This window comes from Janthinobacterium sp. LS2A (assembly GCF_036543145.1).
GTDB classification, from domain to species: Bacteria; Pseudomonadota; Gammaproteobacteria; order Burkholderiales; family Burkholderiaceae_D; genus Janthinobacterium; species Janthinobacterium aestuarii.
Genome location: NZ_JAZHPB010000006.1, coordinates 352,012 through 376,592, shown reverse-complemented (window position 1 = coordinate 376,592; position 24,581 = coordinate 352,012). Strand labels below are relative to the sequence as shown.

General features: G+C 61.6%; 31 protein-coding genes and 1 tRNA gene. 14 read left to right on the top strand and 18 right to left on the bottom strand.

Features of this window, described 5'->3' with window-relative positions; genetic code table 11:
• Positions 1–14 precede the first annotated feature (14 nt).
• The 9 genes from gspK to gpmA form a co-directional block, all read right to left on the bottom strand.
• A complete protein-coding gene (gspK, locus tag V3C40_RS19270; RefSeq protein WP_331778268.1) occupies positions 15–992 on the bottom strand; it encodes a type II secretion system minor pseudopilin GspK in 978 nt (325 codons plus the stop codon).
• Positions 989–1,612: a PulJ/GspJ family protein gene (locus V3C40_RS19265; RefSeq protein ID WP_331778267.1), complete on the bottom strand. Its 624-nt coding sequence runs from the start codon at positions 1,610–1,612 to the stop codon at positions 989–991. The genes gspK and V3C40_RS19265 overlap by 4 nt, the downstream gene beginning before the upstream one ends.
• Positions 1,612–1,995: a type II secretion system minor pseudopilin GspI gene (gene gspI / locus V3C40_RS19260; RefSeq protein WP_070304515.1), complete on the bottom strand. Its 384-nt coding sequence runs from the start codon at positions 1,993–1,995 to the stop codon at positions 1,612–1,614. The genes V3C40_RS19265 and gspI overlap by 1 nt, the downstream gene beginning before the upstream one ends.
• Positions 1,992–2,486 carry a GspH/FimT family pseudopilin gene (locus V3C40_RS19255; protein WP_046681998.1) on the bottom strand — a complete coding sequence of 165 codons (495 nt, stop codon included), beginning with the start codon at positions 2,484–2,486 and terminating at the stop codon, positions 1,992–1,994. Before V3C40_RS19255 ends, gspI begins: the two co-directional genes overlap by 4 nt.
• Positions 2,487–2,498: 12 nt before the next feature.
• Positions 2,499–2,951 carry a type II secretion system major pseudopilin GspG gene (gspG, locus tag V3C40_RS19250; protein ID WP_058051125.1) on the bottom strand — a complete coding sequence of 151 codons (453 nt, stop codon included), beginning with the start codon at positions 2,949–2,951 and terminating at the stop codon, positions 2,499–2,501.
• Between the two features lie 93 nt (positions 2,952–3,044).
• Positions 3,045–3,806 (bottom strand): HesA/MoeB/ThiF family protein, encoded by a 762-nt coding sequence (locus tag V3C40_RS19245; RefSeq protein ID WP_331778266.1) that lies wholly within the window; start codon positions 3,804–3,806, stop codon positions 3,045–3,047.
• Positions 3,807–3,870: 64 nt separating this feature from the next.
• Positions 3,871–5,364, bottom strand: coding sequence for a S41 family peptidase (locus V3C40_RS19240; protein ID WP_034753035.1), 1,494 nt, complete (start codon positions 5,362–5,364; stop codon positions 3,871–3,873).
• 47 nt (positions 5,365–5,411) lie between these two features.
• Positions 5,412–6,875 carry a murein hydrolase activator EnvC family protein gene (locus tag V3C40_RS19235; protein ID WP_034753032.1) on the bottom strand — a complete coding sequence of 488 codons (1,464 nt, stop codon included), beginning with the start codon at positions 6,873–6,875 and terminating at the stop codon, positions 5,412–5,414.
• Positions 6,876–6,951: 76 nt separating this feature from the next.
• Positions 6,952–7,698, bottom strand: coding sequence for a 2,3-diphosphoglycerate-dependent phosphoglycerate mutase (gpmA, locus tag V3C40_RS19230; RefSeq protein ID WP_034753030.1), 747 nt, complete (start codon positions 7,696–7,698; stop codon positions 6,952–6,954).
• 106 nt (positions 7,699–7,804) lie between these two features.
• Between gpmA and V3C40_RS19225 the strand changes: the two genes are divergently transcribed.
• The 5 genes from V3C40_RS19225 to V3C40_RS19205 all read left to right on the top strand — a co-directional run bounded on the left by V3C40_RS19225 (position 7,805) and on the right by V3C40_RS19205 (position 10,774).
• Positions 7,805–8,221 (top strand): rhodanese-like domain-containing protein, encoded by a 417-nt coding sequence (locus V3C40_RS19225; protein ID WP_034753027.1) that lies wholly within the window; start codon positions 7,805–7,807, stop codon positions 8,219–8,221.
• 27 nt (positions 8,222–8,248) lie between these two features.
• Entirely contained in the window at positions 8,249–8,515 is a 267-nt protein-coding gene (gene grxC, locus V3C40_RS19220) for a glutaredoxin 3 (protein ID WP_034753025.1), read from the top strand.
• Positions 8,516–8,675: 160 nt separating this feature from the next.
• On the top strand, positions 8,676–9,152 hold the full coding sequence (gene secB, locus V3C40_RS19215) for a protein-export chaperone SecB (protein WP_034753023.1): 477 nt from the start codon (positions 8,676–8,678) through the stop codon (positions 9,150–9,152).
• Positions 9,153–9,235: 83 nt separating this feature from the next.
• Entirely contained in the window at positions 9,236–9,697 is a 462-nt protein-coding gene (locus tag V3C40_RS19210; RefSeq protein WP_051991348.1) for an SH3 domain-containing protein, read from the top strand.
• Between the two features lie 36 nt (positions 9,698–9,733).
• A complete protein-coding gene (locus V3C40_RS19205; RefSeq protein WP_034753021.1) occupies positions 9,734–10,774 on the top strand; it encodes an NAD(P)H-dependent glycerol-3-phosphate dehydrogenase in 1,041 nt (346 codons plus the stop codon).
• Between the two features lie 24 nt (positions 10,775–10,798).
• Here V3C40_RS19205 and V3C40_RS19200 read toward each other — a convergent pair whose 3' ends face one another.
• Genes V3C40_RS19200 through mscL form a run of 4 tightly spaced genes read right to left on the bottom strand, consistent with a single transcriptional unit; the run spans position 10,799 to position 13,524 of the window.
• Positions 10,799–11,143 (bottom strand): hypothetical protein, encoded by a 345-nt coding sequence (locus V3C40_RS19200; protein ID WP_223278961.1) that lies wholly within the window; start codon positions 11,141–11,143, stop codon positions 10,799–10,801.
• A 15-nt stretch (positions 11,144–11,158) separates the two neighbouring features.
• Complete coding sequence (locus tag V3C40_RS19195) at positions 11,159–11,851, bottom strand: DUF2461 domain-containing protein (RefSeq protein ID WP_070304509.1); 693 nt, start codon at positions 11,849–11,851, stop codon at positions 11,159–11,161.
• Positions 11,852–11,872: 21 nt separating this feature from the next.
• Entirely contained in the window at positions 11,873–13,033 is a 1,161-nt protein-coding gene (locus tag V3C40_RS19190) for a Do family serine endopeptidase (protein ID WP_072455825.1), read from the bottom strand.
• A gap of 41 nt (positions 13,034–13,074) precedes the next feature.
• A complete protein-coding gene (mscL, locus tag V3C40_RS19185; RefSeq protein WP_034753010.1) occupies positions 13,075–13,524 on the bottom strand; it encodes a large conductance mechanosensitive channel protein MscL in 450 nt (149 codons plus the stop codon).
• 412 nt (positions 13,525–13,936) lie between these two features.
• Between mscL and petA the strand changes: the two genes are divergently transcribed.
• The 6 genes from petA (at position 13,937) to V3C40_RS19155 (ending at position 18,225) form a co-directional block, all read left to right on the top strand.
• Complete coding sequence (gene petA, locus V3C40_RS19180; protein ID WP_034753009.1) at positions 13,937–14,545, top strand: ubiquinol-cytochrome c reductase iron-sulfur subunit; 609 nt, start codon at positions 13,937–13,939, stop codon at positions 14,543–14,545.
• 2 nt (positions 14,546–14,547) lie between these two features.
• Complete coding sequence (locus V3C40_RS19175; RefSeq protein ID WP_034753602.1) at positions 14,548–15,960, top strand: cytochrome b; 1,413 nt, start codon at positions 14,548–14,550, stop codon at positions 15,958–15,960.
• Positions 15,961–15,996: 36 nt separating this feature from the next.
• Positions 15,997–16,761, top strand: a complete 765-nt coding sequence (locus V3C40_RS19170) for a cytochrome c1 (RefSeq protein WP_034753006.1) — start codon at positions 15,997–15,999, stop codon at positions 16,759–16,761.
• Between the two features lie 120 nt (positions 16,762–16,881).
• Positions 16,882–17,493: a glutathione S-transferase N-terminal domain-containing protein gene (locus V3C40_RS19165; RefSeq protein ID WP_010394154.1), complete on the top strand. Its 612-nt coding sequence runs from the start codon at positions 16,882–16,884 to the stop codon at positions 17,491–17,493.
• 117 nt (positions 17,494–17,610) lie between these two features.
• On the top strand, positions 17,611–18,123 hold the full coding sequence (locus V3C40_RS19160) for a ClpXP protease specificity-enhancing factor (protein WP_046681987.1): 513 nt from the start codon (positions 17,611–17,613) through the stop codon (positions 18,121–18,123).
• Positions 18,124–18,149: 26 nt separating this feature from the next.
• Positions 18,150–18,225 (top strand) — tRNA-Thr (locus V3C40_RS19155).
• Positions 18,226–18,383: 158 nt separating this feature from the next.
• Here V3C40_RS19155 and V3C40_RS19150 read toward each other — a convergent pair.
• Positions 18,384–18,992: a hypothetical protein gene (locus tag V3C40_RS19150; RefSeq protein WP_139143477.1), complete on the bottom strand. Its 609-nt coding sequence runs from the start codon at positions 18,990–18,992 to the stop codon at positions 18,384–18,386.
• A gap of 250 nt (positions 18,993–19,242) precedes the next feature.
• Between V3C40_RS19150 and V3C40_RS19145 the strand changes: the two genes are divergently transcribed.
• Positions 19,243–19,449 carry a dodecin gene (locus tag V3C40_RS19145; RefSeq protein ID WP_034753599.1) on the top strand — a complete coding sequence of 69 codons (207 nt, stop codon included), beginning with the start codon at positions 19,243–19,245 and terminating at the stop codon, positions 19,447–19,449.
• 14 nt (positions 19,450–19,463) lie between these two features.
• On the opposite strand, the gene V3C40_RS19140 is transcribed toward V3C40_RS19145, so the two are convergent.
• A complete protein-coding gene (locus V3C40_RS19140; RefSeq protein ID WP_034752996.1) occupies positions 19,464–19,775 on the bottom strand; it encodes a hypothetical protein in 312 nt (103 codons plus the stop codon).
• A gap of 160 nt (positions 19,776–19,935) precedes the next feature.
• Between V3C40_RS19140 and V3C40_RS19135 the strand changes: the two genes are divergently transcribed.
• Both V3C40_RS19135 and V3C40_RS19130 read left to right on the top strand, forming a co-directional pair.
• Positions 19,936–20,310, top strand: a complete 375-nt coding sequence (locus V3C40_RS19135; RefSeq protein WP_331778265.1) for a hypothetical protein — start codon at positions 19,936–19,938, stop codon at positions 20,308–20,310.
• Positions 20,311–20,500: 190 nt separating this feature from the next.
• Positions 20,501–21,493 (top strand): EDSAP-1 family PEP-CTERM protein, encoded by a 993-nt coding sequence (locus tag V3C40_RS19130; RefSeq protein ID WP_034752995.1) that lies wholly within the window; start codon positions 20,501–20,503, stop codon positions 21,491–21,493.
• A gap of 63 nt (positions 21,494–21,556) precedes the next feature.
• On the opposite strand, the gene V3C40_RS19125 is transcribed toward V3C40_RS19130, so the two are convergent.
• From V3C40_RS19125 to V3C40_RS19115, 3 genes are read right to left on the bottom strand one after another with little or no spacing between them, the layout of a single operon-like run.
• Positions 21,557–22,633 (bottom strand): LytR C-terminal domain-containing protein, encoded by a 1,077-nt coding sequence (locus tag V3C40_RS19125; protein WP_331778264.1) that lies wholly within the window; start codon positions 22,631–22,633, stop codon positions 21,557–21,559.
• A gap of 11 nt (positions 22,634–22,644) precedes the next feature.
• Positions 22,645–23,583 (bottom strand): type II secretion system F family protein, encoded by a 939-nt coding sequence (locus V3C40_RS19120; protein WP_070304505.1) that lies wholly within the window; start codon positions 23,581–23,583, stop codon positions 22,645–22,647.
• Between the two features lie 13 nt (positions 23,584–23,596).
• The gene (locus V3C40_RS19115) at positions 23,597–24,574 is read right to left on the bottom strand and encodes a type II secretion system F family protein (protein WP_331778263.1); all 978 of its coding nucleotides are present in this window, start codon (positions 24,572–24,574) and stop codon (positions 23,597–23,599) included.
• Between the last annotated feature and the right edge of the window lie 7 nt (positions 24,575–24,581).

The window sequence follows — 24,581 nt, the reverse complement described above, 5'->3', positions numbered from 1 at the left end:
CTCGCTTTCAGCTGTTAATTTTCCCGCAACCAGACCAGGCTGGTGGTGCGCTGCGGATTCGGCTCGCGCCACACCAGTGCCTGCGCATCAAGGGCGGCGCGGTCCAGGCGCACGCGGATCACGGTGAGGAAGTACTGACTTTTCACATCGATCTCCACGCCGTCGATCGGTTTCTTGCCGTTGATATTATTCTGGAAATTTGATCTATCGACAAACTTTTTACGCGGGTTGCTCAAGGTCAGGGCGCTGGCCTCGGACACGGACATGTCGGTGACGGCCGACAGCACCTCGGCCAGGGCCGTATTCACGTTCACCGCGGTCGGTTTCGGCAGCACGATGATGAAGTCGCGCAGTTTCTCGATCATCTGCGGCGTATAGCCGGGCACGGCCAGCAAATCCTCGACCTGCGTGAACGCCACCGGTTCGCTGCTGCCGCCCGATGCGGGCGTGGCGGAGGGCGTCTTGCCGTCGGCGCCGCTGTCGGCAGTGCGCGGTTTCGGCCGTGCGCGCAGCACGGCATCGGCCGTCGCCTGCGCCAGGGAACTATCGAGCTGCAAGTTGGACAGCAGCCGCTGGTAGGCCTGCACGTTGGGCTGGCTGACAATCCCCGTGGCGGCGGCCAGGTTGGTGATATTGAAACGCGCCTGCGCATCGAGCGCGCGGCCCGAGACGGTGGCGTCGAATTTTTCCGTATCGACCTTTTCGCGGTCCACATAATCGTCAAGCCGCGCTTCCTCGATGGGCGTGGCCCAGACGCCGTCAAGCGCCGTCAGCGTGACATTATCCTGGCGCAGCCAGAAACGGGCAAAGTCGACCATGCCGCGCATGGCCCACTGCGTCTGCAGGCGCAAACGCTGGTTTTCCATCGAACGCACCTGCACCTGCTGCTGCCAGAACAGGCTGGCAACGACGGTAATCGCCAGCGCCGTCAGCAGCAAGGCCGTGATGACGGCCACGCCGCGCTGGCGCGAGGGACGTGTAAAAGTCCTCATCCCGGCCCCAATAAAAAGACTTTGGACAGGCCCGCCTCCTGGCCCGGCATCTGCAAGGTCACTTCCAGGCCCGGCACTTGCGTGGAAATGGCGGCGCCCGCCGTCAGCACGTTCCAGGCGCCATTGCTCCAGCCGCGCATGACCATGCTATCGACGCCGCGCATCAGGGCCACGTCGGCGCTCGAGGTATCGGTATCGTCGCGCGCCGCCTGCCACAGGGTGTCGAGCACGGCCAGATCGCGCGTGCCGTTCGACTCGCGCCGCGTCAGCACGCCGCCGCGCAGGCGGTAAGTGACCACTTGCAACTGCTGCGGCTCCTGTTCCGACGCGGCCAGGCGCACCAGGGTCAGGCGGTCGGTCTCGGCTGTCAGATTGGTACGGCCATTGAGCAGGCTGGCATTCTGGCCGGCGCCGGCCAGGTGGTCGCAATCGCTCTGCATCTGGGCAAACGCCAGCTGCATGCCGCGTGCCTGCTCGAGTTGGCTGGTCAGCACTTCGCGCGAACGCATGATGCTGTCCAGCCCGCGCCAGCCCAGCACGGCGACCATGGCCAGGATGCCGATCGCCACGAGCAGCTCGATCAGGGTAAAACCGCCGGCAGGGACAGTGCGGCGCGCCATCAGTCGTTGAACGCCAACAACACCAGGCGCACGATGCGCCGGGCCGGATATTGCACGTCGTACACGTTGACGCGCACTTGCCGGATGCGGGGATTCGGCGTGGCCACCACTTCCTCTTCACAGATCAGTTTCAGATCGCCCTGTGGACAGTCGACCGTGCGCTTGCCCGTCTGCGGGAAGGTTTTTGCAAGGCGCAGGCGCACCAAATGGTTTTCCGCCGACCAGGTGGCCATCATGGCGCTGCGCAAGCCATCGCTGTTCTGCGTCAGGCTGCCGACGGCGCGCAAGGAGGCGCCCAGGGCCGTGCCGACGATGACGAGGGCGACCAGGACTTCCAGCAAAGTGAAACCGCGCTGGCGGCGGCGGAATGGGAACCGCATCATTGCTCGACCGTGAAGTGGCCGATGCCGTCGGCGCGGATGGCCACGCTGCGCTCGCCGCTGGCCAGGGTCAGCACGAAAGGCTTGTCGACCGGTTCGCGGCCGAAGATGATGCGCAGCGGCTGGGCCACGCTGTTCGATGGCTGCACGCTGAGCAGCATGGGCGTGTTGGCAAACGCCCGCTCGCGCAGCAAGTCGTCCTGCGTCACGGGTTGCCACAGCTTTTCATTGAGGACCAGGAAACGGTATTGGTTTTCGTCCGCCTCGAATGCCACCTGCCGGCTGCGCACGATGGCTTCATCGCGCGCCAGCTGCAGCAGCAGGGCGATGCGCTCGGCTTCCTTTTGCAGCGCCTGCTGGCCATTCGGCATGGCGTTCAGCGAGACCAGGCCCAGGGTGACGCCGATGATGACCATCACCACCAGCAGCTCGATCAGCGTGAAGCCGCTGGCGCGTGGCCGGGGCAGTGCGCGGCCGGTGGTCATGGCAGGCATGCAATGGAAAACTTACAGTTCCCAGGAACCGATATCGGCGTCGTCGCCGCTACCGCCGGGCTGGCCGTCGGCGCCCAGCGAGATCAGGTCGACTTCGCCTTTCACGCCCGGCGACAGGAACTGGTACGGGTTGCCCCATGGATCCTTCGGCATCTTTTCCAGGTAGCCGCCAGCTTTCCAGCCATTCGCGGCCGGTCCCGTGGTCGGTTTTTCGATCAGCGCCTGCAAGCCCTGCTCGGTGGTTGGGTAGCGCTGGTTATCCAGGCGATACAGTTTCAACGCTTGCATCACGGTGGCGATGTCGACTTTCGCCGCCGCCACTTTCGACTCGCCCGTGCGGGCAATCAGCTTGGGCACCACCAGCGACGCGAGGATGCCCATGATCACCACCACGACCATGATTTCGATCAAAGTGAAGCCGCGCGCGCGGCGCTGGCGTATCGGATGGTTTGCTGCGTTTTGCATAAGAAAGAGAGAAGAAGGTGAGTAATGAGAGCAGAGTATAAAGCGGAAATATGACAAAGCCTGTCATATAGGGAAAAATTTCTGCGGGGGCTGTCAGGCCGGCAAGACCACTTTGCCGCAAACGGCGCAGCCGGGGTCGCGCGCGACGCGCATGCTGCTCCATTCCATGTGCAAACCGTCGAGCAGCAGCAGCCGTCCGGCCAGCGATTCGCCCGCACCCATGATCAGTTTCAGCGCTTCAGCCGCCTGCATGGCACCCACCACGCCGACCAGCGGCGCGAACACGCCCATGGTCGAGCACGCCTCGTCCGTGAACTGCTGCTCCTGCGGAAACAGGCAGGAATAGCAGGGCTGGGTGCCCGTGCGCGGGTCGAACACGCTCACTTGCCCGTCGAAACGGATCACGGCGCCCGACACCAGCGGCACCCTGGCCGTCACGCAGGCGCGGTTGACGGCGTGGCGCGTGGCGAAGTTGTCGGTGCAGTCGAGCACCACCGTGGAGGACAAGACCAGTTCGGCCAGGCGCGCGCCGTCAAGGCGCTCCTGCAAGGCCACTATTTCAATCTCGGGATTGATGCCGGTCAGAGTTTCACGCGCCGACAGCACTTTCGGCTGGCCCACGCGGGCCGTCGTGTGGGCGATCTGGCGCTGCAGATTGGTCAGGTCGACCGTGTCGTCATCGACGAGGGTCAGCTTGCCGACACCGCTGGCGGCCAGGTACATGGCCGCCGGCGAGCCGAGCCCGCCCGCGCCGATCACCAGCACATGCGCATCGAGCAAGGCTTGCTGGCCTTCGATGCCGATCTGATCAAGCAGGATGTGGCGCGAGTAGCGCAGCAGTTGATTGTCGTTCACGGGGTCAGACCCGCCGGGACTCGGCGTCCCCGTCTGCCCCCCAGCTTTTGCATTGGGTTAAGCATCACGGCTTCCGCACCGGAATCTTCTTGTCATCGGCCTTGATGTCGGAAGCGATTTCCGGCTTGGCGCCGATCTTTTCAACCTTGGCGTCCACCTTGGCCAGCTGCACCGGCAAGCCCTGGAAGTGGTTCAAGGCTTGTTGCAGCTGGAAATCGTCCTTGGCGCCGTATTCGAGCGGCTTGCGCTTTTTCGCCGTGGCGATCAGGCGCTGCTCTTCTTCCAATTGATCCTGCATGCCTTCCATCGTCGGCTTGGCCGCTTCCGGCTTGCCATCGTTGCTGCTCAAGTGTTTTTCCAGGTCCGCCTCGCGCACGCGCAGGCTGTTCCAGCCGTCGCCCTCGGCCGTTTCATCGACCAGCAAGTCGGGCACGATGCCGCGCGCCTGGATGGCACGGCCTTTCGGCGTGTAGTAGCGGGCCGTCGTCAGCTTGACGGCCGTGTCGGCCGTGATCTGGCGCAAGGTTTGCACGGAGCCCTTGCCGAACGTCTGCGTGCCGATGACGGTGGCGCGCTGGTAATCCTGCAAGGCGCCGGCGACGATTTCCGAGGCGGACGCGGAGCCGGCATTGACCAGCACCACCAGCGGCACGGTTTTCAGCGCGGCCGGCAGCTTGGCCAGCGGATCGGCCTTGGCGCCGGGCGGCGCATAGAATTCGCGGCGGCCGTAAAACACCTGTTTCGACTCGGGCAACTGGCCCTTGGTCGAAACGATCACGGAATTGCCCGGCAAAAATGCCGTGGCTACGCCGATGGCGCCCGGCACGACACCGCCCGGATCGTTGCGCAAGTCCAGCACCAGGCCCTTGAGCTTGGGGTCTTGCGCATACAGCGCGTTGATCTTTTTGACCATGTCGTCGACGGTCGGTTCCTGGAACTGGGCGATGCGCAGCCAGGCATAGCCGGGCGCGACCATCTTGGCCTTCACGCTTTGCACGCGGATTTCCTCGCGCACGATGGGGAAGACCAGCGGCTTGCTTTCGCCCTTGCGCGACATCGTCAGCACCAGCTTGCTGCCGGGCTGGCCGCGCATCTTCTTGATGACCTCTTCCAGCTGCAAGCCCTTCAGCGGAATGTTGTCGAGACGGGTGATCAGGTCGCCCGCCTGGATGCCGGCCTTGGCGGCCGGGCTGTCCTCGATGGGCGAGACGACTTTCACGTAGCCGTCTTCCATGCTCACTTCGATGCCGATGCCGACAAACTTGCCCTGCACGCTTTCGCGCATTTCCTTGAAGGCATTTTTATCGAGATAGACGGAGTGCGGGTCCAGCGACGAGACCATGCCGGAAATGGCTTCCGTCAAGAGTTTCTTGTCTTCCACCTTCTCGACGTAATCGGACTTGATCAGGCCGAAGACGTCGGACAACTGGCGCAGCTCGTCGAGCGGCAGCGGGGCATTCGTGATCTTCTGCGCCACGGCCGGGAACTGCAGCGACATGCCGATGCCGGCCAGTACGCCCAGACCGATCAGGCCGATACTTTTGACTTTGATACCCATGTATTCTTCGCAATCTACAAATTCGCTGCCGCAGCAATGGTGGGAACTTAAAACTTCACCCAGGTGGCGGGATCGAAGGCGCGGCCCTGATGACGCAATTCAAAGTATAGCCCTGATTCCTCGTTGCCGCCGCTGTTGCCCGCGCTGGCAATGGCATCGCCACCCTTGACGGCGTCGCCCACCCGTTTCAGCAAGGATTGGTTATTGCCATAAATACTCATGTACTGGCCGCCATGGTCGACGATGATCAAATTGCCGAAACCGCGCAGCCAGTCGGAAAACACGACCCGGCCACCGGCGATGGCGTGGACTTCGCTGCCTTCGCCCGTACGGATGAACACGCCCTTCCAGCTGGGACCGTCACCACGCTTGCTGCCGAAGCGGGCCGCGATCTTGCCCGCCACAGGCGCGCGCAGCTGCCCTTTCAGGCTGGCAAAGGCACCGGCCGGCGCAGCCGGGCCCAGGCTCGGGCGTTCCGGCTCCGGTTCCGGCTTCGGTTCCGGTTTCGGTGTCACCTTGGCCACTTGCGGCGGCTCGTCGTCGTCGATCGGTTCCAGTTTCACGGGTGGCGGAGGCGGCGTCTGCGGCTTGATCTTGCCCGATTTGTTTTGTTGCTCTTTGGCAATGCGTTCGCGTTCGGCCTGCGCCTGGGCCGCCTTGGCGCGCGCGGCCAGCAGGCGTTCGCGTTTTTCCGCCGCGATCTTCGCGTCGGCGGCCGCTTTGGCGGCGGCGCGTTGCTCGGCCAGCAATTGCTGGCGTTTCTTTTCAGCCGCGGCGGCCGCGGCCTGCTCTTCGATCAGTTTGGCCAGCTTGTCGACCAGGTTGCCCATGCGCTGTTCGTCGCGCTCGACATTGCCCACTTCCTTGCGCTGCGCCACCAGGCGCTGCGACAGGGTCGTCAGCAAGGCGGCGCGGCGCGCCTTCTCCTGCACCAGCAGGGCCTTCTGGTCGCGCTCTTCCTGCGCGATTTCTTCCAGTTCATCCTTGGCGTTCTGCACGTCCGCCTGGTTTTTCTCCACGGCCAGCAAGTTGGCGCGCAAGGCTTCCAGCAGGCGCGCCTGCGCCTGCGAGACATACGCCATCAATTGCAAGTCGCGGTTGATGCGGTTGGGGTTGTCGCCCGACAAGAGCAACTTGATGCGGTCTTCGTTGCCGGCGACATATTGTTCACGCAGCAACTTTGACAACTGCGTCTTTTGTTTCTCGACGGTGGCCGTCAATTGCTCGTGCTCGTGCCCCAGCGCATTGAGTTTCACGCCCGTCTCGCTTTGTTCCTGCGCCAGGTCGCGCAAGGCGCGGTTGGCGTTGGAAATGGCTTCTTCCGACTCGGCCAGGGTATCGGCCGCGTCATCCTTGGCGCTTTCCGTGCGGCTGATGTCGCGCTTGAGCGCCGTCAGCTTTTGTTGCAATCCAGCACGTTGTGCTTCCGCGGCCGCCTTCTGCTTGCTGCGTTCGGTGGGCTTGGCGCCCTGCGCGGCGCCGCTGGAAAGCAGCAGCGCCAGGCACAGCATGGCACCGGCGCGCCACGCCGGCAGGGGTCGTTCAGCAGAGGGGGCGATGGCTGTGCCGCGGAAGAAAGACGACAAGTTACTTGGCCTTCCCTTGATTCGCCACGGCTGCTTGCGCTGCCGCGATCGCTGCCGGGTCGCCCAGGTAGTAGTGACGGATCGGTTTCAGGTCGGCGTCCAGTTCATACACGAGCGGCTGGCCGTTCGGGATGTTCAGGCCGACGATATCGCTGTCGCTGATGCCATCTAACATCTTGATCAGCGCGCGCAGGCTGTTGCCATGGGCCGAAATGATGATCTTTTTGCCAGCGCGGATGGCCGGGGCGATTTCCTCATCCCAGGCCGGCATCACGCGCGCCACGGTGTCTTTCAGGCATTCGGTCAGCGGAATCGACGCTTTCGGCAAGCCGGCGTAGCGCGGATCGTTGAACGAAGCGCGGTCGTCGTCTTCCGCCAGCGGCGGCGGCGGCGTGTCGTAGCTGCGGCGCCACACGAGGACTTGCTCGTCGCCATACTTGGCGGCCGTCTCGCCCTTGTCCAGGCCTTGCAGGGCGCCATAGTGGCGCTCGTTCAGACGCCAGTCGTTCTTGATCGGCAAATACATCATGTCCATCTCGTCGAGCGCCAGCCACAGGGTGCGGATGGCGCGCTTCAGGACGGAAGTGTAGGCCACGTCGAACGTAAAACCTTCCTGCTTGAGGATCTGGCCGGCGGCCTTGGCTTCGTTGACGCCCTTTTCCGTCAGATCGACGTCGGTCCAGCCGGTGAAGCGGTTATCGAGGTTCCAGGTGGACTCGCCGTGACGCATGAAAACGATTTTGTACATAGTTCTATCTTCTCAAGGGGTTCAAATCAAAAAAGCAAAACGTAAAAAGACCTCGTCCAGCTTCTATTTTATAATGCGCGGATTGACTTAAACCATTGGACCCTACGTGAAATTCATTATCGACCACATTTTTCTGTTTGCCATCGTCATTATTTCCGGCGGCGCCCTCCTCTGGCCACTGCTGTCGATGCGCGGCAAGCGCGCGACCGTGCTGGAAGTCACGCAACTGATCAACCGTGGCAAGAGCGTCATCGTCGACGTGCGCAGTGCGGAAGAATTCGCCACGGGCCACTTGCCTGAAGCAAAAAATATTCCGCTGCCGGAACTGTCAAAACGCCTGGGCGAGCTGGAAAAATTCAAAACGCGCCCCATTGTAGTGGTTTGCCAGAAAGGTTCGCGTTCGGCAACCGCCGTCGGCCTGCTGGGCAAAGCTGGTTTCGCTGAGGCAACGAGTCTGGAAGGCGGCCTCGACGAATGGAAAAAGCAAGGTTTGCCATTGAAAACCTTGTCGCTGGCGAAGTAAGCCGGCACTTAACTGGAAGGAATCATCATGACTGTCCCCGTAATTGTGTATAGCACCGCCGTGTGCCCGTATTGCGTGCGCGCCGAGCGCCTGCTGGAATCGAAGGGCGTCGCGGTGCAAAAGATCCGCGTCGACCTCGACCCGGAAGAGCGCATCAAGATGATGGAACGCACGGGCCGCCGCACGGTGCCGCAAATCTATGTGGGCGACACCCACGTGGGCGGATTCGACGATTTGTATGCGCTCGATCAAGCTGGCAAGCTGGACCCCTTGTTAAATGGCACGGCAGCCTGATATAAAGCTGGTTCGAGAAATTGCTTGGTTTTTTGTCGTATTGTTTTGATACAATTGCCCTCGCACCTGATCTGGCCGCGCCTATCCGGCGCGGTTTACATACCGCAAGCACCATATTTGAACGGTGTGCCGTTCTTGTCCTTTACAACGAAAGCGTTCCATGTCTGACGAAAACCTGCAACCAGTCTTCCAAATCCAACGCGTCTACCTGAAAGACATGTCGCTGGAACAACCAAATTCCCCAGCTATCTTCCTGGAACAAGAAGCACCAGCGATCGAAGTCGCTCTGGACGTGGGCGCTGCGCCTCTGGCCGACGGCATCTTCGAAGCCACCGTGACCATCACCGTCACCGCCAAAGTCGGCGATAAAGTCGCTTTCCTGGTTGAAGGCAAGCAAGCCGGCATCTTCGAAGCACGCAACATTCCTGCCGATCAACTCGATCCGCTGCTGGGAATCGGCTGCCCGAACATCATCTACCCTTACCTGCGCGCCAACATCGCCGACGTGATCACCCGTGCCGGCTTCCCGCCAGTGCACCTGGCTGAGATCAATTTCGAAGTGTTCTACCAACAACGTCTGCAAGCTATTGCTGACGCCGCTGCAGCTGCCCCGGCAGCCGACGCGACGACGCACTAAGCTTCAGGCAAGACCCCGCCAGCCGTCAAGGCTGGCCTGACACGGCGGCCTGGCCGCCGTGTTTCGTTAAGGTTCAAAATATCATGTTGAAAAGTGCGCTCTTGAGCAAGTTCCGCTGGATGGCCGGCGCCGTGCTGCTGCTGGCGACCGCCGCCAGTCACGCCGTCGATTTCAAAACGGTGGGCGCAGCCCCCGTGATCCTGTACGACGCGCCATCCTCCAAGGGCGGCAAGCTGTACGTGGCGCCACGCGGCATGCCGCTGGAAGTCGTGCTCAGCTACGGCGAATGGGTCAAGGTACGCGACGCCAGCGGCGAAATGGCCTGGACGGAAGCCAAGGGCCTGTCGGCCAAGCGCAACGTCGTGGCGCGCGCCGCAAACCTCAAGGTTCGCGCCAGCCCCGACGATACCGCCTCCGCCATCCTCCTCGTCGACAAGGGCGTGCTGCTGGAAATGAGCGAGCAAGCGAGCTCCGGCTGGGTCAAGGTGCGCCACAAGGATGGCCAGAGCGGCTACGTCAAGACCAGCGAAGTGTGGGGCCTGTAAGCACCGCGTCCGTTCCCCCTGCCCCGTTGAGGTTGCATGCAAGTTTCTCCTGAAGTCATTCCCGATAGTATTCCCGCCGCCCGCAAGATCACCCTCCTGGGCGCCGGCGCCTGGGGCACGGCCGTGGCCATGGCGCTGGCCGGCCGCCACGACGTGCTGCTGTGGGGCCGCAATGGCGACGCCATGGCCGCCATGGCCGCCAGCGGCGAAAACAGTTATTTGCCCGGCTTCCCTTTGCCGCCGCAACTGCGCATCAGCGCCGATTTCGACGCCGCCGTCGCGCATGCCAGCGGTGAACAGGGCCTCTTGATCGCCGCCTGCCCCGTGGCGGGCTTGCGGCCGATGCTGCATCAGCTGAAAGACAAGGCCATCGGCAACCTCGTGTGGCTGTGCAAAGGGTTTGAAGGCGGCACGGGCATGCTGCCGCACCAGATCGTGCAGGAAGTGCTGGGTGACACCATCCCCGGCGGCGCCCTGTCCGGCCCTTCGTTCGCGCAGGAAGTGGCGCGCGGCTTGCCGTGCGCGCTGACCATCGCTTCGCACAGCGCGGCCTTGCGTGGCGCCGTCGTCTCGGCCCTGCATGGCGGCACCATCCGCGTGTATGCAAGCGACGACTTGGTGGGCGTGGAAGTGGGCGGCGCCGTCAAGAACGTGCTGGCGATCGCCACCGGCGTGGCCGACGGCCTGGGCCTGGGCTTGAATGCGCGCGCTGCGCTGATCACGCGTGGCCTGGCGGAAATCACGCGCCTGGGCACGGCCCTCGGTGGCCAGACGGAAACGTTCATGGGCTTGACGGGCATGGGCGATTTGATACTCACTTGCACGGGCGACCTGTCGCGCAACCGCCGGGTCGGCCTGGGCCTGGCGCAAGGCAAGGCGCTGGAGACCATCGTGGCTGAACTCGGCCATGTGGCCGAAGGCGTGCCCTGCGCCAAGGCCGTGCGCGAACTGGCGCGCCGCATGGGTGTCGACATGCCGATCACCAATGCGGTGGCCGGCGTACTGTTCGATGGGGATTTGCCGCACGTGATGGTGCAGCAACTGCTGTCGCGCGACCCGCGCGCCGAGGCGGCCTAAGGTGTCCTGACGCGCCAGGAAAACCTAGCGCCCCGCCTTGGCCATCAAGATCGTCAGCAGTAGTAAGCTGTCTTCGCGCGCTTCCAGGGCGTGCGCCTGGCCGCCGAGCAGGTACAGCATCTGCCCCGGTCCCAGCACTTGCACGCCGCCATGCGCTTCCACCGCCACCTGCCCTTGCAGGCACAGCAGGGTGATTTCACCAAGCACATGATGCTCGGGCATGGTCTTGCCCTTGGGCATGCACATGCGGATCAATTCCAGCTCATCCGTCTTGGCCAGCGCAATGGCGGAAAACTGCGACAGGTCGTCGCCGTCCCTGCGCAGCACGTCGATCACCTGCCCTGAACTTGCGTGCTCCAATGCCATCATGTGCTCCTTCAGCAATTATTCGGCGACTTCCTCCGGCTCTTTCGCGCCACGCATCCACTCGACCAGCGGCCACGCATCCTTCAAGCCTTCCGCCAGGGTCGGCAGCAGTTGCTCGGGGGCGTTGACGGGCAGCGGCACTTCGGTCCAGACAAAAAAGCTCTTCAGCTTGATGAATTCGATATGTTCGGCGTCCGCGTCAAACCCCTTGGGCGGGCGCTGCAGCTTGCCCTCGTTCTGGATGGTGCCGAAGCGGGCCTTCAAACGCTTATTTTTCAGCACTTTGGAAAAGCCTGGCGCATCGTTGACCATGTGCTCGCGCAGTGCCTTCAGGCGGCCTGGTGGCGGCATGTATTCGCCGGCGCCGAACAGCAGGTTCCCCTGGCCATCGATCTGCAGATAATACGTGGGACCGCCCGCCTTGCTGGGGCGACGCATGTCGTTCGGCGCGATGGCGGCCGAAAAACGCGTTTTATACGGGCTTTTATCATGGGCAAAGCGTACGTCGCGGTTGATGCGGAACATGGCCTTCTTCGGATTGCAGTATTTCACGGCCGGATCGAACTTGCCCAGCTCGCCGATCAGGCTGGTGACCAGCGCCAGGAATTCCTCGCGCAGGATGTCGTAGCGGGGCTTGTTCATCACAAACCAGGGACGGTTGTTGTTGTCGCTCAGTTCACGTAAAAATTGGGTCAAATCACGCACATGCATGTGTCAAATTCCGATCAGCAACTATTTGGAAAGCTCTTTCGGGATGGGGCGCTTGCCCACCATCACGTCGAGTGCCGCTTCGCGATTCTTGCGCAGCACCGTCATTTTAGCTTTTTCGCCGGGCGGCAGTTGGGCGATCAGATTCAGCATTTCCGTCGTGTCGCCGACGGGCTTGCCTTGTACCGTCAGCAGGATGTCGCCGGGCACGATGCCCGCCTTGTCGGCAGGGCCGTTGCGCACCACGCCGGCGATGATGGCGCCGCTGGTGCGCTGCAAGTTGAAGCTTTGCGCCAGTTCGGGCGTGATGTCCTGCGTTTCCACGCCGATCCAGCCGCGCACCACGTGGCCATCCTTGATGATGGCTTCCATCACCGTCTTGGCCGTCGAGACGGGAATGGCGAAGCCGATGCCGACGGAGCCGCCGCTTTGCGAGTAAATGGCCGTATTGATGCCGATCAGATTGCCGCGCGTATCGACCAGGGCGCCGCCCGAGTTGCCGAAGTTGATCGCCGCATCCGTCTGGATGAAGTTTTCAAAGCTGTTGATGTGCAGGTTGTTGCGGCCCAGGGCGGAGATGATGCCCATGGTCACCGTCTGGCCCACGCCGAACGGATTGCCGATGGCCAGCACCACGTCGCCCACGCGCGCCAGTTCCGACTGGCCCAGCACGATGACGGGCAGCTTGTCGAGGTCGATCTTGATGACGGCCAGGTCCGTTTCCGGATCGAGGCCCACCACCTTGGCCGGCGCCTTGCGGCCATCGGTGAGCACCACTTCGATTTCGTCGGCGCCTTCGACCACGTGGTTGTTGGTCAGCACATAGCCTTCATGGCTGACGATGACGCCGGAGCCGAGGCTGTTTTTCAAGTCGTCGTCATCCCCGTCGTCCGGGTCGCGGTCGCCGAAGAAACGTTTGAAGAAGGGATCGCGCGCCAGCGGATGGGCGCCGCGCTTGGGCACTTGCAGGGTGAGGATGTTGACGACGGCGGGCATGGCGCGCGCCGCCGCGTCGCGGTAGGAGCCGGGCGCCAGGCTGCTCGACGCCGTTTCCACCACGGGCACCGGTTTGGCGGGAGAGCCCAACTGCTGTACCCGGCTGGCCGGGCGCAGCGCGCCGTACACAAAGTACAGCGCCAACGCGATCGTCACGGTTTGCGCAAACAATAACCAGAATCGTCGCATACAGTTCTCTGCCCAGGTCAGCCGGCCCGTGCCGGAACGACTTATTTTGCCAGATCGTTGCTATTCTGTCCGTTCTTCTGCAGCGAGTCGCGGATTTCACGCAGCAGCACGATGTCTTCCGGCGTGGCCGGTGCCGCTGCCGGCGCGACCGGTTCGCTGCGGCGTGCCTTGTTCATCAGGCGTACCATCTGGAAGATGATGAAGGCGAGAATGACGAAATTGAGCAGAATGGTCAGGAAGTTACCGTAGGCCAGCACAGCGCCCGCCTTTTTCGCTTCCACCAGGGTCAGGGTGGTGGCTTGGCCATTCAGGGGCAGGTAGTAATTGGCGAAATCGAGGCCGCCGAAAATGCGGCCGATAGGTGGCATGATCACGTCTTGCACCAGCGAATCGACAATCTTGCCGAAGGCACCACCGATAATGACACCGACCGCCAGATCGACGACGTTACCCTTCATTGCAAATTCTTTAAATTCTTGCATCATTGCCATGAATTTCTCCTTCGGATAGATATAAAAACATGCCGATCATACTATTGATTCCTGGGGACACCAACTTGTGGTTGCCGGCAGGACCAATTCCGGCACAGCCATGCGCATCTAGTTCGAAAGAACTAGCCACCTCCTGCAAAAGTATATAAATTATGGTACAAGCAACGTTTTTGTTTTATTCGTTGTTTGCTTCACTTATAATTTGCGGTTGCCAGAAGTGGGTTTTTCACTTCCGGATAATCAACAAGAAACTGGCACGGGCTGCGCCATTGGCCGAAGTTCCGCAGGGATGTTGCCACGTTACCGTACAAAGATGCGGATCGCGGCAATCAGTGGGATAGAGCTTCGGCGACGGGTTTTTCGCGGCTGCCACTCATAATAAAGATTCGCATTTTGACTGATTGGGGTTTGCATGAGTAACGAAAAGCAGGTCGATTCAGGCCGTCGCGGCTTGCTCGTCGCCACGTGCGCGGCGGGCAGTGTAGTTGGATTGGCAACCGCGGGAGCCTTGGTAAGCACCTTCCAGCCGTCGGAGCGCGCGAAAGCGGCTGGCGCGCCGGTCGAAGTAGACATCACCACCTTGCAACCCGGCGAAATGCGCACCGTCGAATGGCGCGGCAAGCCGGTCTGGATCCTGAAGCGCACACCGGAAATGATCGCGTCCCTGAAAAAGACCGACGGCAAAGTCGCTGATGCCAATTCCCAACGCAATCCCGCCGAATTCACGCCTGAATACTGCATGAACGAGGCACGCTCGATCAAGCCTGAAATTCTCGTCGCCGTCGGCATCTGCACCCACCTGGGCTGCTCCCCTTCCTCGAAATTTGCCCCCGGCCCGCAACCGTCGCTGCCCGATGACTGGGAAGGCGGCTTCCTGTGCCCTTGCCACGGCTCCACCTTCGACATGGCTGGCCGCGTGTTCAAGAACAAGCCGGCGCCGGACAACCTGCAAGTGCCGCGTCATATGTATCTGAGCGACACCAAATTGCTGATAGGTAAAGACGAGAAAGGCGAGGCTTGATCATGGCTGCTTTCAAAGAGACGAAATTCCCGGCAGACGCTCCCGTCGCCGAAAAAGCGCTGGGCTGGGTCGATGACCGCTTTCCCCTGACCAAGCTGTGGAACGACCAATGGGGCAAGTACTACGCCCCGAAAAACTTCAATTTCTGGTACATCTTCGGCTCGCTGGCCATGCTGGTGCTGGTCTTGCAGATCGTCACCGGCATCTTCCTGACCATGCACTACAAACCGGATGCGGCCCTGGCCTTCAATTCCGTCGAGTACATCATGCGCGAAGTACCATGGGGCTGGCTGGTGCGCTACATGCACTCGACGGGCGCCTCGGCCTTCTTCATCATCGTCTACCTGCACATGACGCGCGGCCTGCTGTACGGCTCGTACCGCAAGCCACGTGAACTGATCTGGCTGTTCGGTTTCGCCATCTTCCTGTGCCTGATGGCCGAAGCGTTCTTCGGCTACCTGTTGCCATGGGGCCAGATGTCGTACTGGGGCGCCCAAGTGATCGTCAACCTGTTTGGCGCCATCCCGCTGATCGGCCCTGACCTGTCGTTGTGGATCCGCGGCGACTATGTTGTTTCCGACGCGACCCTGAACCGCTTCTTCGCCTTCCACGTGATCGCCATCCCGCTGGTACTGCTGGGCCTGGTTGCAGCGCACTTGATCGCCCTGCATGAAGTGGGCTCAAGCAATCCGGACGGCATCGAAGTGAAAGAAAACCTGGGCGCCGATGGCCACCCGGTCGATTCGATTCCTTCGCATCCTTACTACACCGTGCATGATCTGTTCGGCGTATCGATCTTCCTCGTCATTTTCAGCGCCGTCGTCTTTTTCGCGCCGGAAATGGGCGGTTACTTCCTGGAATACAACAACTTCCTGCCAGGCGACTCGCTGAAGACCCCGCTGCACATCGCGCCAACCTGGTATTTCACGCCGTTCTACTCGGTGCTGCGTGCCACCACGGCCGACTTCATGTACGTGCTGATGGGTGTCGTGGCTGCCTACGTGGTGTTCATCTGGCTCAAGTCGCGCCTGTCGACGATCGTCAAGTCGGTCATCGCCGGCATCGCCATCGTCGCCATCATCGGCATGCTGCCGCAGGTGCTGGACGCGAAATTCTGGGGCGTGGTGTTCTTCGGCGGCTCCGTCGTGATCCTGGCCTTCCTGCCATGGTTAGATCATTCGCCGGTGAAATCGATCCGCTACCGTCCGACCTGGCACAAATACATCTATGCCATCTTCGGCCTGTCGTTCCTGATCCTCGGCTACCTCGGGACCCAGGCGCCAACGGATGCGAAAACCATCGTGTCGCAAGTGTGCACCCTGATTTACTTCAGCTTCTTCCTGCTGATGCCATGGTGGAGTGCCATGGGCAAGTTCAAGACCGTGCCGTCGCGTGTGACGTTCCACCCGCACTAAGCCGCTCTCACGCCACGCTCAAAGGACATACATCATATGAAGATTGCAAAAAAACTGCTCGCCATCCTGGCACTCGTGCCCGCCATGGCTCTCGCCAGCGAAGGCGGCTTTCCGCTGGACAAGGCACCTGACCGCCAGACCAACATGGCAGCGCTGCAGCATGGCGCCAAATTGTTCGTCAACTATTGCTTGAATTGCCACTCTGCCGTGTCGATGCGCTACAACCGCCTGCGCGACCTGGGCTTGACGGAAGACCAGATCAAGCAGAACTTGTTGTTTACCAGTGATAAAGTGGGCGACCTGATGACGACAAGCCTGGCAGCGCAGGACGCCAAGGCCTTCTTTGGCGTCGTACCACCCGATTTGTCGGTAATTTCGCGCGCGAAATCATCTTCCGCTGGCACAGGCGGCGACTACCTGTATACTTACCTGCGTACGTTCTATAAAGACGACACTCGTCCGACCGGCTGGAACAACATGGTCGTGCCGAATGTTGCCATGCCGCATGTATTATGGGAATTGCAAGGTGTCCAGACTGCCAAGTTCGTGGAAGAGAATGATCCGCACGAAGCTGGCAAGAAGATCCACAAATTTACCGGCTTCGAGCAGGTCAAGCCAGGTACGTTGAACAAGATCGAGTATGACAATGCGGTAGCCGACCTGGTCGGCTACATGGAGTGGATGGCCGAACCGGCACAGCAAACACGCAAGCGCCTGGGCGTGTGGGTGCTGCTGTTCCTGTCGGTCTTTGCTCTGCTGGCATGGCGCCTTAACGCGTCGTTCTGGAAGGAAGTCAAATAAGTGAGGCGCCGGCCATAGGCCGGTTTATGCCTGTTTCTGCGTTGTCCGCATGAGTGGACAAGCGACCTGGGGTGAGCCGTTCGCGGCTTCACCCCCTTTGTTTCTAAGGAACTATAAAAAATGATGGTTCTCTATTCGGGTACAACCTGCCCATTTTCGCAACGCTGCCGCCTGGTTCTGTTTGAAAAAGGCATGGACTTCGAAGTGCGCGACGTCGACCTGTTCAACAAACCGGAAGACATTTCGACCATGAACCCGTATGGCCAAGTGCCTATCCTGGTCGAGCGCGAACTGATCCTGTATGAATCGAACATCATCAACGAGTACATCGATGAGCGCTTCCCGCATCCGCAACTGATGCCGGCCGATCCGCTGATGCGTGCCCGCGCGCGCCTGATGCTGTTCAATTTCGAAAAAGAACTGTTTGTGCACGTGCACGTGCTGGAAAGCGAACGCGCCAAGAGCAACGACAAGGCCCACGACAAGGCACGCGCGGAAATCCGCGACCGCCTGACGACGCTGGCGCCGCTGTTCCTGAAAAACAAGTACATGCTGGGCGACGAATTCTCGATGCTCGATGTGGCTGTCGCGCCGCTGCTGTGGCGCCTGGACCACTACGGCATCGAACTGTCGAAGACGGCCGCACCGCTGATGAAATACGCCGAACGCATCTTCTCGCGTCCAGCGTATATCGAAGCACTCACTCCGTCTGAGAAAGTGATGCGCCGTTAAAAGATATTCCCGGCAAGCCGCGCTTGCCGGGATCTCTTGCGTCAGCAGCCAGTCTTTTGAATTACCGGTGCGCCACCCTGTCATTGACAGGGGCGCTCCCGCCTCACAGTGCCTACCATGTCTGAAATCTCAACCAAACCTTATATGCTGCGCGCCATCTACGAGTGGTGCACCGACAGCGGCTACACGCCTTATCTCGCGGTCAAAGTCGATTCGCGCACCACGGTACCGATGGAATATGTGAAAAAGGGCGAAATCGTGCTCAACATCAGCTTCGGCGCCACCAGCGGCCTGAAGATGGACAACGACGCCATCCGCTTCCACGCCCGCTTTGGCGGCGTCTCGCGCGAAATCTACGTGCCGGTCGACAACGTGATGGCCATCTACGCCAACGAAAACGGCCAGGGCATGGCCTTCGAGCCCGTGCTCGGCAACGACGACCCCGACGCGCAACCGACGGACAGCCCGGCCTCCGCCGACGTCCCGCCGCCAGTGCTCGCCCCCACCGCCAGCGCCCCGACCCTGTCGTCCGTGCCAACCAGCTCTCCCGAACAACGCGACAACGCCACACCAGGCGACGACGAGCCACCAAAAAAAGGCGGCCGCCCGACCCTGACACGCATTAAATAGCGTATAATTCGCAACGCGCAGTTTTTGCCGACTTAGCTCATTTGGTAGAGCAGTTGATTTGTAATCATCAGGTGGCCAGTTCGAAACCGGCAGTCGGCACCAGAATTCAGTAGGAAATCAAAGGGTTACCCGCTTCGGCTGGTAGCCCTTTTTGTTTCCGGCTTAGGTGTCGTTTCCATCTAACCCTTGAATAGCTTGCTTTGTCTAATCCGTGTGCAGCGGTTTATGTACGGATCGTCCTTTCGACAAATAAGGCAGTGTCAATTGCTGAGCTCTCCTAATCGATCAGCAACATCAGAAAGACAAATCAGTAGCGATTGCCGCTCATTCTCTGGCATCGTTGCGGCGAATGCGATAACTGTATCGACAGTTTCATTCTTGTAGCGATTCGCAAACTGCATACGTTCGCCACTTGTAATTGCCAAAATTGCGCTGACTGTTAGGCTAAGGTCGGTAGCCTCAAGAATGTATCCAGGTGTCTCAGCAGCAATGATGTGCAGTGGAGATATTGCCTTTCCTTCGGCCTCTTTGGCAATCCAGAACTTGATTGGTGCAGGCAGGACAGCATTCGTATTAGGTTTTCCCTTAACGAGACTACTATTTGAAGTACTAGACTTGCCGGCTTTAATTAGTCCTCCTGCCATATCGGCACGGATTGCCAAGGTAAAGTCATGAGCATCGACAAATCCCGGTCTGGAGTCAGTGATGATGGCGCGTACGCCGCATGAGAAAAAGCCGGACTGATCCCTATCAATGTACGGCTGCAATTTAACTGCACTTGCTTGCACCACCACTTGAGCGTCAGCACATGCCAAACTTAGTGAACCTGCCAAAAATAAAATGTACTGAAGCAGTCTCTTGATTTTCATTGAACATTCTCCCAGTACCATTGCGTTCGATTGTAAACCGACTTCTGCCAGAGAGATCATCATTGCGTCAAGTAACTCAAGCCACCACTTGCATTGACAGCAATACTGTCAGCATGACTTTGGCCTTTCCCCACTTCACGCTCGCATTGCTGCACCGCGCAATGACGTCCAGCACATTTAGGCGCAAGATGAGCACGTGCTTGCGCAATGCAGGCTCACGATGTCTGGCTTGCCTACCTGGGGAAATATCATGTCCGCACACACTTACAAGCTGATCGAACTGGTGGGAACTTCGACCGAGAGCAGCGATCAGGCGATACGCGATGCCATTGCCAAGGCGGCGCTGACGGTCAAGCATATGGACTGGTATGAAGTGACGGAATCGCGCGGGCATATCGTCGATGGCAAGGTGGCGCACTTCCAGGTCACGCTGAAGGTCGGCTTCCGGCTCGAATAGGGTAGGTCGGCAACTCACCGCCGCCCGACCGCTCCCCGGCTCTCCAGCCATTCCCGGCCGCCGCTGTCGAGCGCGGTCTCGATGACCTTTTCCGGCAAGCTGTAGACGGTCGCCCAGCTGGCGCGGCCGTCCTGCGTGTTGGCGGGAAAGCTGTGCGTCTCGATCGGCCAGTGGTATTTGCGTTTAAGCGCTTTCACGATGGCGGCCAGCGAGACGCGGCCTTGCAGCGGTTCGGCGCCAGACTGATCGCGGTTCGACAGCAGCACGGCCAGGACCTGGCCGCGGCCCGTGCGTGCGCCGGGGAAAGTGGGGGTTTTGTTTGCCATGGCCTATTTTACCGGGCAATTATCGGCGCGAGGCGATGTGCCGCACCTTTGATCTGGCGCAAACGCCGCATCGGCTTTGCGGCCACGATAGACGTTTCGACAGGTTGCCAGTGCCCCTCTGGCAGCCTGGTCCTACCATCACGGGGCACAGGAGCCTATCATGCACAGCCTGAACATCCACGCCATGCAATGGCAGCCCGTCGCCGATATTTCCGCCGTCAATCCGCTGCTGCCCGATGACCTCGCCTGCTTTCGCGAACTGCGCGACGTGCTGCAACGTTATGGCGCGCTCGACCGCTTTGGCATTTCCCTGATCCACCGCCATTTCGACATCGCCGACGACGAGGAGCTGATGGAGTACACGGATGCGGAAAACCGCACCTTGACGGTAAAGCCTGTCAAGAAAAGCGACATCGACTGGCAGCACACGACGATTACCAACTGGAAACTGACGGAAGGCGAGGAAGTGGCGCGCATCGGTTGCGGCTGCGCGCGCAATTCCGGCGGCCACCTCGGCTATCACCGGGGCACCTGAAAGCGGCGTCGGCCTTTCTTACACTTTGCTTCCACCGGCTCAGTCCGCTTTGCGCAAGCCCTTGATTCAATATGCTTTTTTTGTGTGGCACGCAAGCTGCTTATCACTGTCTACGAGATGAATCCAGGCAGGTCATTCTGGATTCTTTCTCCCCCGGATTTTCCGAGACTGACTACGATAAGAGGCTGCGATGAACGTCGATCACACACGAAGCAAGACCCTAAGTTGGCTGGGCGCACTGGCGGCGGCAAGTCTGCTGGCCAGCGGCCAGGCGCAGGCCGGCGCGTACGGCCTGGCCGTCAACGAATTGAACTCTTTCCGCATCACCACCAGTGCCGGCGCGCTGTCGCTGGCCGGCGCCAACCGCAATGCCAGCGACAGCGCCTTCTTCGAGGGCGGCGTGGCCGTCAATCCGCGCGCCGTCAATACGGGCCCGGCCGCCAACGCGGACGTGCTGCAAGTATGTTCGGGCGGCGGCTGCAGCGGCTTGCCGCAAAATAACTACGCACCCAGCCCCAGTTCCACCCTGGAGTTCGCACGTGGCGACGCGCATGCCTTTGGCAATATGCTCACGGCCGCCGGCTCCACCGTGCGCGCCGTTGCGGAAGCACAGCGCGACACGGTCGGCGCCGCCACGGCCACGGCAGGCGATACGCTCACCGGCTCCGTCAACCTGACCCTGTCGAGCGCCGGCTTCATCACCTTCAACTTCATGGGACGGCGCGACCTGCGCACCAGCGTGACGACGATGGGTGACAAGTCGAGCGTGTCGATCATGGATATCTTCAATATCTCGTGCAATACTTCCAGTCCCGTGGGCTGCCTGTCGAACGCGAATGCCGATGGCGTGATCTTCCAGTTCGCGCCCGATGGCGACGCCAACAATGGCAGCGACGTCAATGGCAACCATACGGTCGGCAGCCTCGATCCCTTCAGCCTGAACATGACGGCCGGCACCAACGACCCGGCCACCGGGCGCGCCTTCACGAATGGCTTTGCGATGTTTTCGCTGACGTCGAATTTCGCCCTGCCTGCCGGCAGCTACACCTTGAACTTTTCCAAATCCACGCGCACGGACATCGTCGTCATCGAACCCTTGCAAGTACCGGAGCCAGGCACTTTGTTCCTGCTGGGCACGGGACTGGCAGCCCTGGCTTTTACGCGCCGCCGGCAGCCGAAATAATCCGCAGCATGAAAAGCACGCGGCGCCCGCAAAGGCGCCGCTTTTTTATGCGGCAGAGATGTGTTAACCGAGCCGCGCCAGCGCCCGGCGCGCCAGCTGCAATTGCTGCAGATAATAGCGGTGCAGCATGGCGGGATCGCTGAGGTCACGCCCCAGCACCAGGCGCAGTTCGCTGGCGGGGCAGTCGGCGGCCTGGATCTGCACCTGGGTACGCACCTGTGCACCGAGTTGGCGGGCCAGTTGGCGCGCCGCCTGCTCCTGCGCGGGCCGGTATTCGACGCGTGTGCGCGCCACCTGGAAGCTGGTTTCATTGGCCAGGCGCACCACTTGCACGGGCGCACCAGCCAGGCTGCGCGCCAGCGCGGCTGCCAGGCCAGGCACGCCGTTGCCGTTGACAATTTCCAGGCGCGGATGCGACGCGCCGGCCACAGGCACGGACGCCGCCGGCAACGACGCGCTAACGGGCAGGCTGCGCACCGCCGCCGGCACGCGCTGCAAGCGGGCCATGCCGTCGCTCTGCGTGATCTCCACGCGCGCCATGGCGGGCGCATCCGGCACAGGCTCGGGCACAAGCTTCGGCGGCGCCTCGCCACGCAACAAGACCATGTCGCGCCGCACATCGTGTTCCTGCAAGCTGCTCGCCTGGCGCCGCATGACGGCCGCGCGCTCGTGCTGCCCCAGCCGTTCGAGCACCTGCGCCAGATGCCGCCAGGCCAGCGCATTGAGCGGGTCGAGCAGACAGGCCTGTTCCAGCGCAGTCAACGCTTGCGCATCGCGCCCGCTCAAATAATAGGCATGGCCGAGATTGCTGAACAGATAGGCCTGCCGCGGCTGCGGCATGCCCGCCTCCTGCGTTAAGGCCAGCCAATGGGCGATCGCCGCGTCGTGTTCACCGCGCTGCGCATGCAGCACGGCCAAGCCATTGCGCGCGTTCACGTGGCGCGGCGCATGGCGCAGGGCTTGCTCATAGGCCGCTTGCGCCGCAGGAAAGTCGCCCCGCTCGAAATGCTGGCGTCCCGCCGCATAGGCGGCATCGGCGTCGGACCACGCCGCCACCGGCAGGTGGGCCAGCTGCGTGGTACAGGCGGCCAGGCCCAGGCAGGCGCAGGCAGCGGCCAGGCGGGAAATCGTCAAGCGCATGGTAGTTCCTTTCAGCGGCTGGCCATGGCCGGCACGAGCACGCGATAGACTTCGATCACGGCCGGCCCCATGAGCACCAGCATCAGGGTGGGAAAGACGCAAAAGATCAGCGGGAACAGCAGTTTCAGGGCGATCTTCGCTGCCGCCTCTTCTGCAAGCAAGCTGCGCTTGCCGCGCAGGTTTTCCGAATGCACGCGCAGCGAATCGCCCATGCTCGTGCCGAAACGTTCCGATTGGATCAGCATGGCGACCAGGGTGTCGACGTCTTCCACGCCGCTGCGCAGGGCCAGGTTACGCAGCGCCTTTTCCTTGGAAAAACCGGCGCGCATTTCCATCAGCACCAGTTGCAATTCCTGCGCCAGCACCACGCTCTTGATGTGGATTTCGCCCGATACCTTCACCAGCGCGCGCTCCAGGCTCAGGCCCGCTTCCACGCACACGGTCAGCAAGTCGAGCGCGTCGGGGATGTTTTCAAAGATGTCGCGCTGGCGCCGCTTGGCCGTGCTAGCCAGCACCAGGTTGGGCAGGTAATAGCCGATGGTGGCGCTGACGCACAGCAGCAACAGCAGCACGCTGCGCAGCTGCGCCGCCATGGCGCTGGCCGCATACAGCCCCAGCACGGTGGGAAACAGCAGGGCCAGCACGGTCTTCGCCGCAAAATACAGGGCCGGTGCGCTGGCTTGCCGCCAGCCCGCGTTCATGAAGCGCGTACGCAGCGGCGAACGTTCCCAGCCCTCTTCCGGCAGCGACAGCTTGCTGAACGGCTGCGCCACGCGCGCCACCCTCTCCACCCAGCCATTTTCCACCACCGCCTCGCTGGCGGCAGGCGCCGTGGCGCCAAACAGGCGCTGGCGCAAAGTGCCAGGAAAGAAGATCACCCACGCCAGCAGGGCCAGCGCCACCACCACGGCAAAGACGATCACGAGAAACAGCAGTTGTGCACCGCTCATAGCACCTCCTGTTTTAGATGCGGATGCGGATCACATTGCGCATCCAGACCACGCCCAGCGCCACCATGCCGGCCGCGTACCACAGCAGTTTGATGCCGCTGGGATCGGTCCACAGCAGGCGGATGTATTGCGGGTTGACCAGCGCCATGACGCCGATCATCACCACCGGCATCAGGCCCAGCACCCAGGCCGACATGCGTCCCTCGGCCGACAGCACGCGCACCTGCCCCAGCAGCTTTAGCCGGGCGCGGATGATGCGCGCGATGCTGACCAGCACCTCGGCCAAATTCCCCCCCGATTCGCGCTGCACCAGCACGGCGATGACGAGGTAGCGCAAGTCCGTCAGCGGAATGCGCGCGGCCAGGTTTTGCAGCGCCTCGTTCATCGGCACGCCGTAATTGATCTCTTCGTGCGCCATCTTGAATTCGCCGCTGATCGGCTCATTGAGTTCATCGCCGACCATCTGCAGCACGTTCGAAAACGAGTGCCCGGCGCGCAGCGCACGGGCCAGGAAATCGGCCGCTTCCGGCAGTTGCGCTTCGATCTTTTTCAGCCGCGCCGCGCGCGCGCGCAGCACGCACAAGCACGGTGCGCTCGCGGCGCAGGACAACAGCAGCACGGCGCCGGGCACGGGCATGGACCATGCCGCCAGCAGCAGCAAGGCCGCCAGCAGCAAGGCGCCGGTGCCACCGAGGAACTGCGCCACCGACCAGGACAAGCCCGATTGCAGCAGCAAGCGGTCAAGCTGCGCCGCCTGCGGCAGGCGCCGCAGCCAGCGCTCGAGACCGGGCGAACGCGCATAGCGGCGCTGCTTGAGGATGGAGACCCGCTCGCCGCCGCCCTCGCCGCGCGCCGCCATCAGCCGCAAGCGCCGGTTGATGCGCCGCGCCGCGCTGCCGTGCGTGCCCGACCACCACAGCCAGACTCCCTCCACCATCAGGATGCAGGCGGCGAACAGCAGCACGGCAAAGCCGTAGAAGACCAGGTCCATGGTTCCC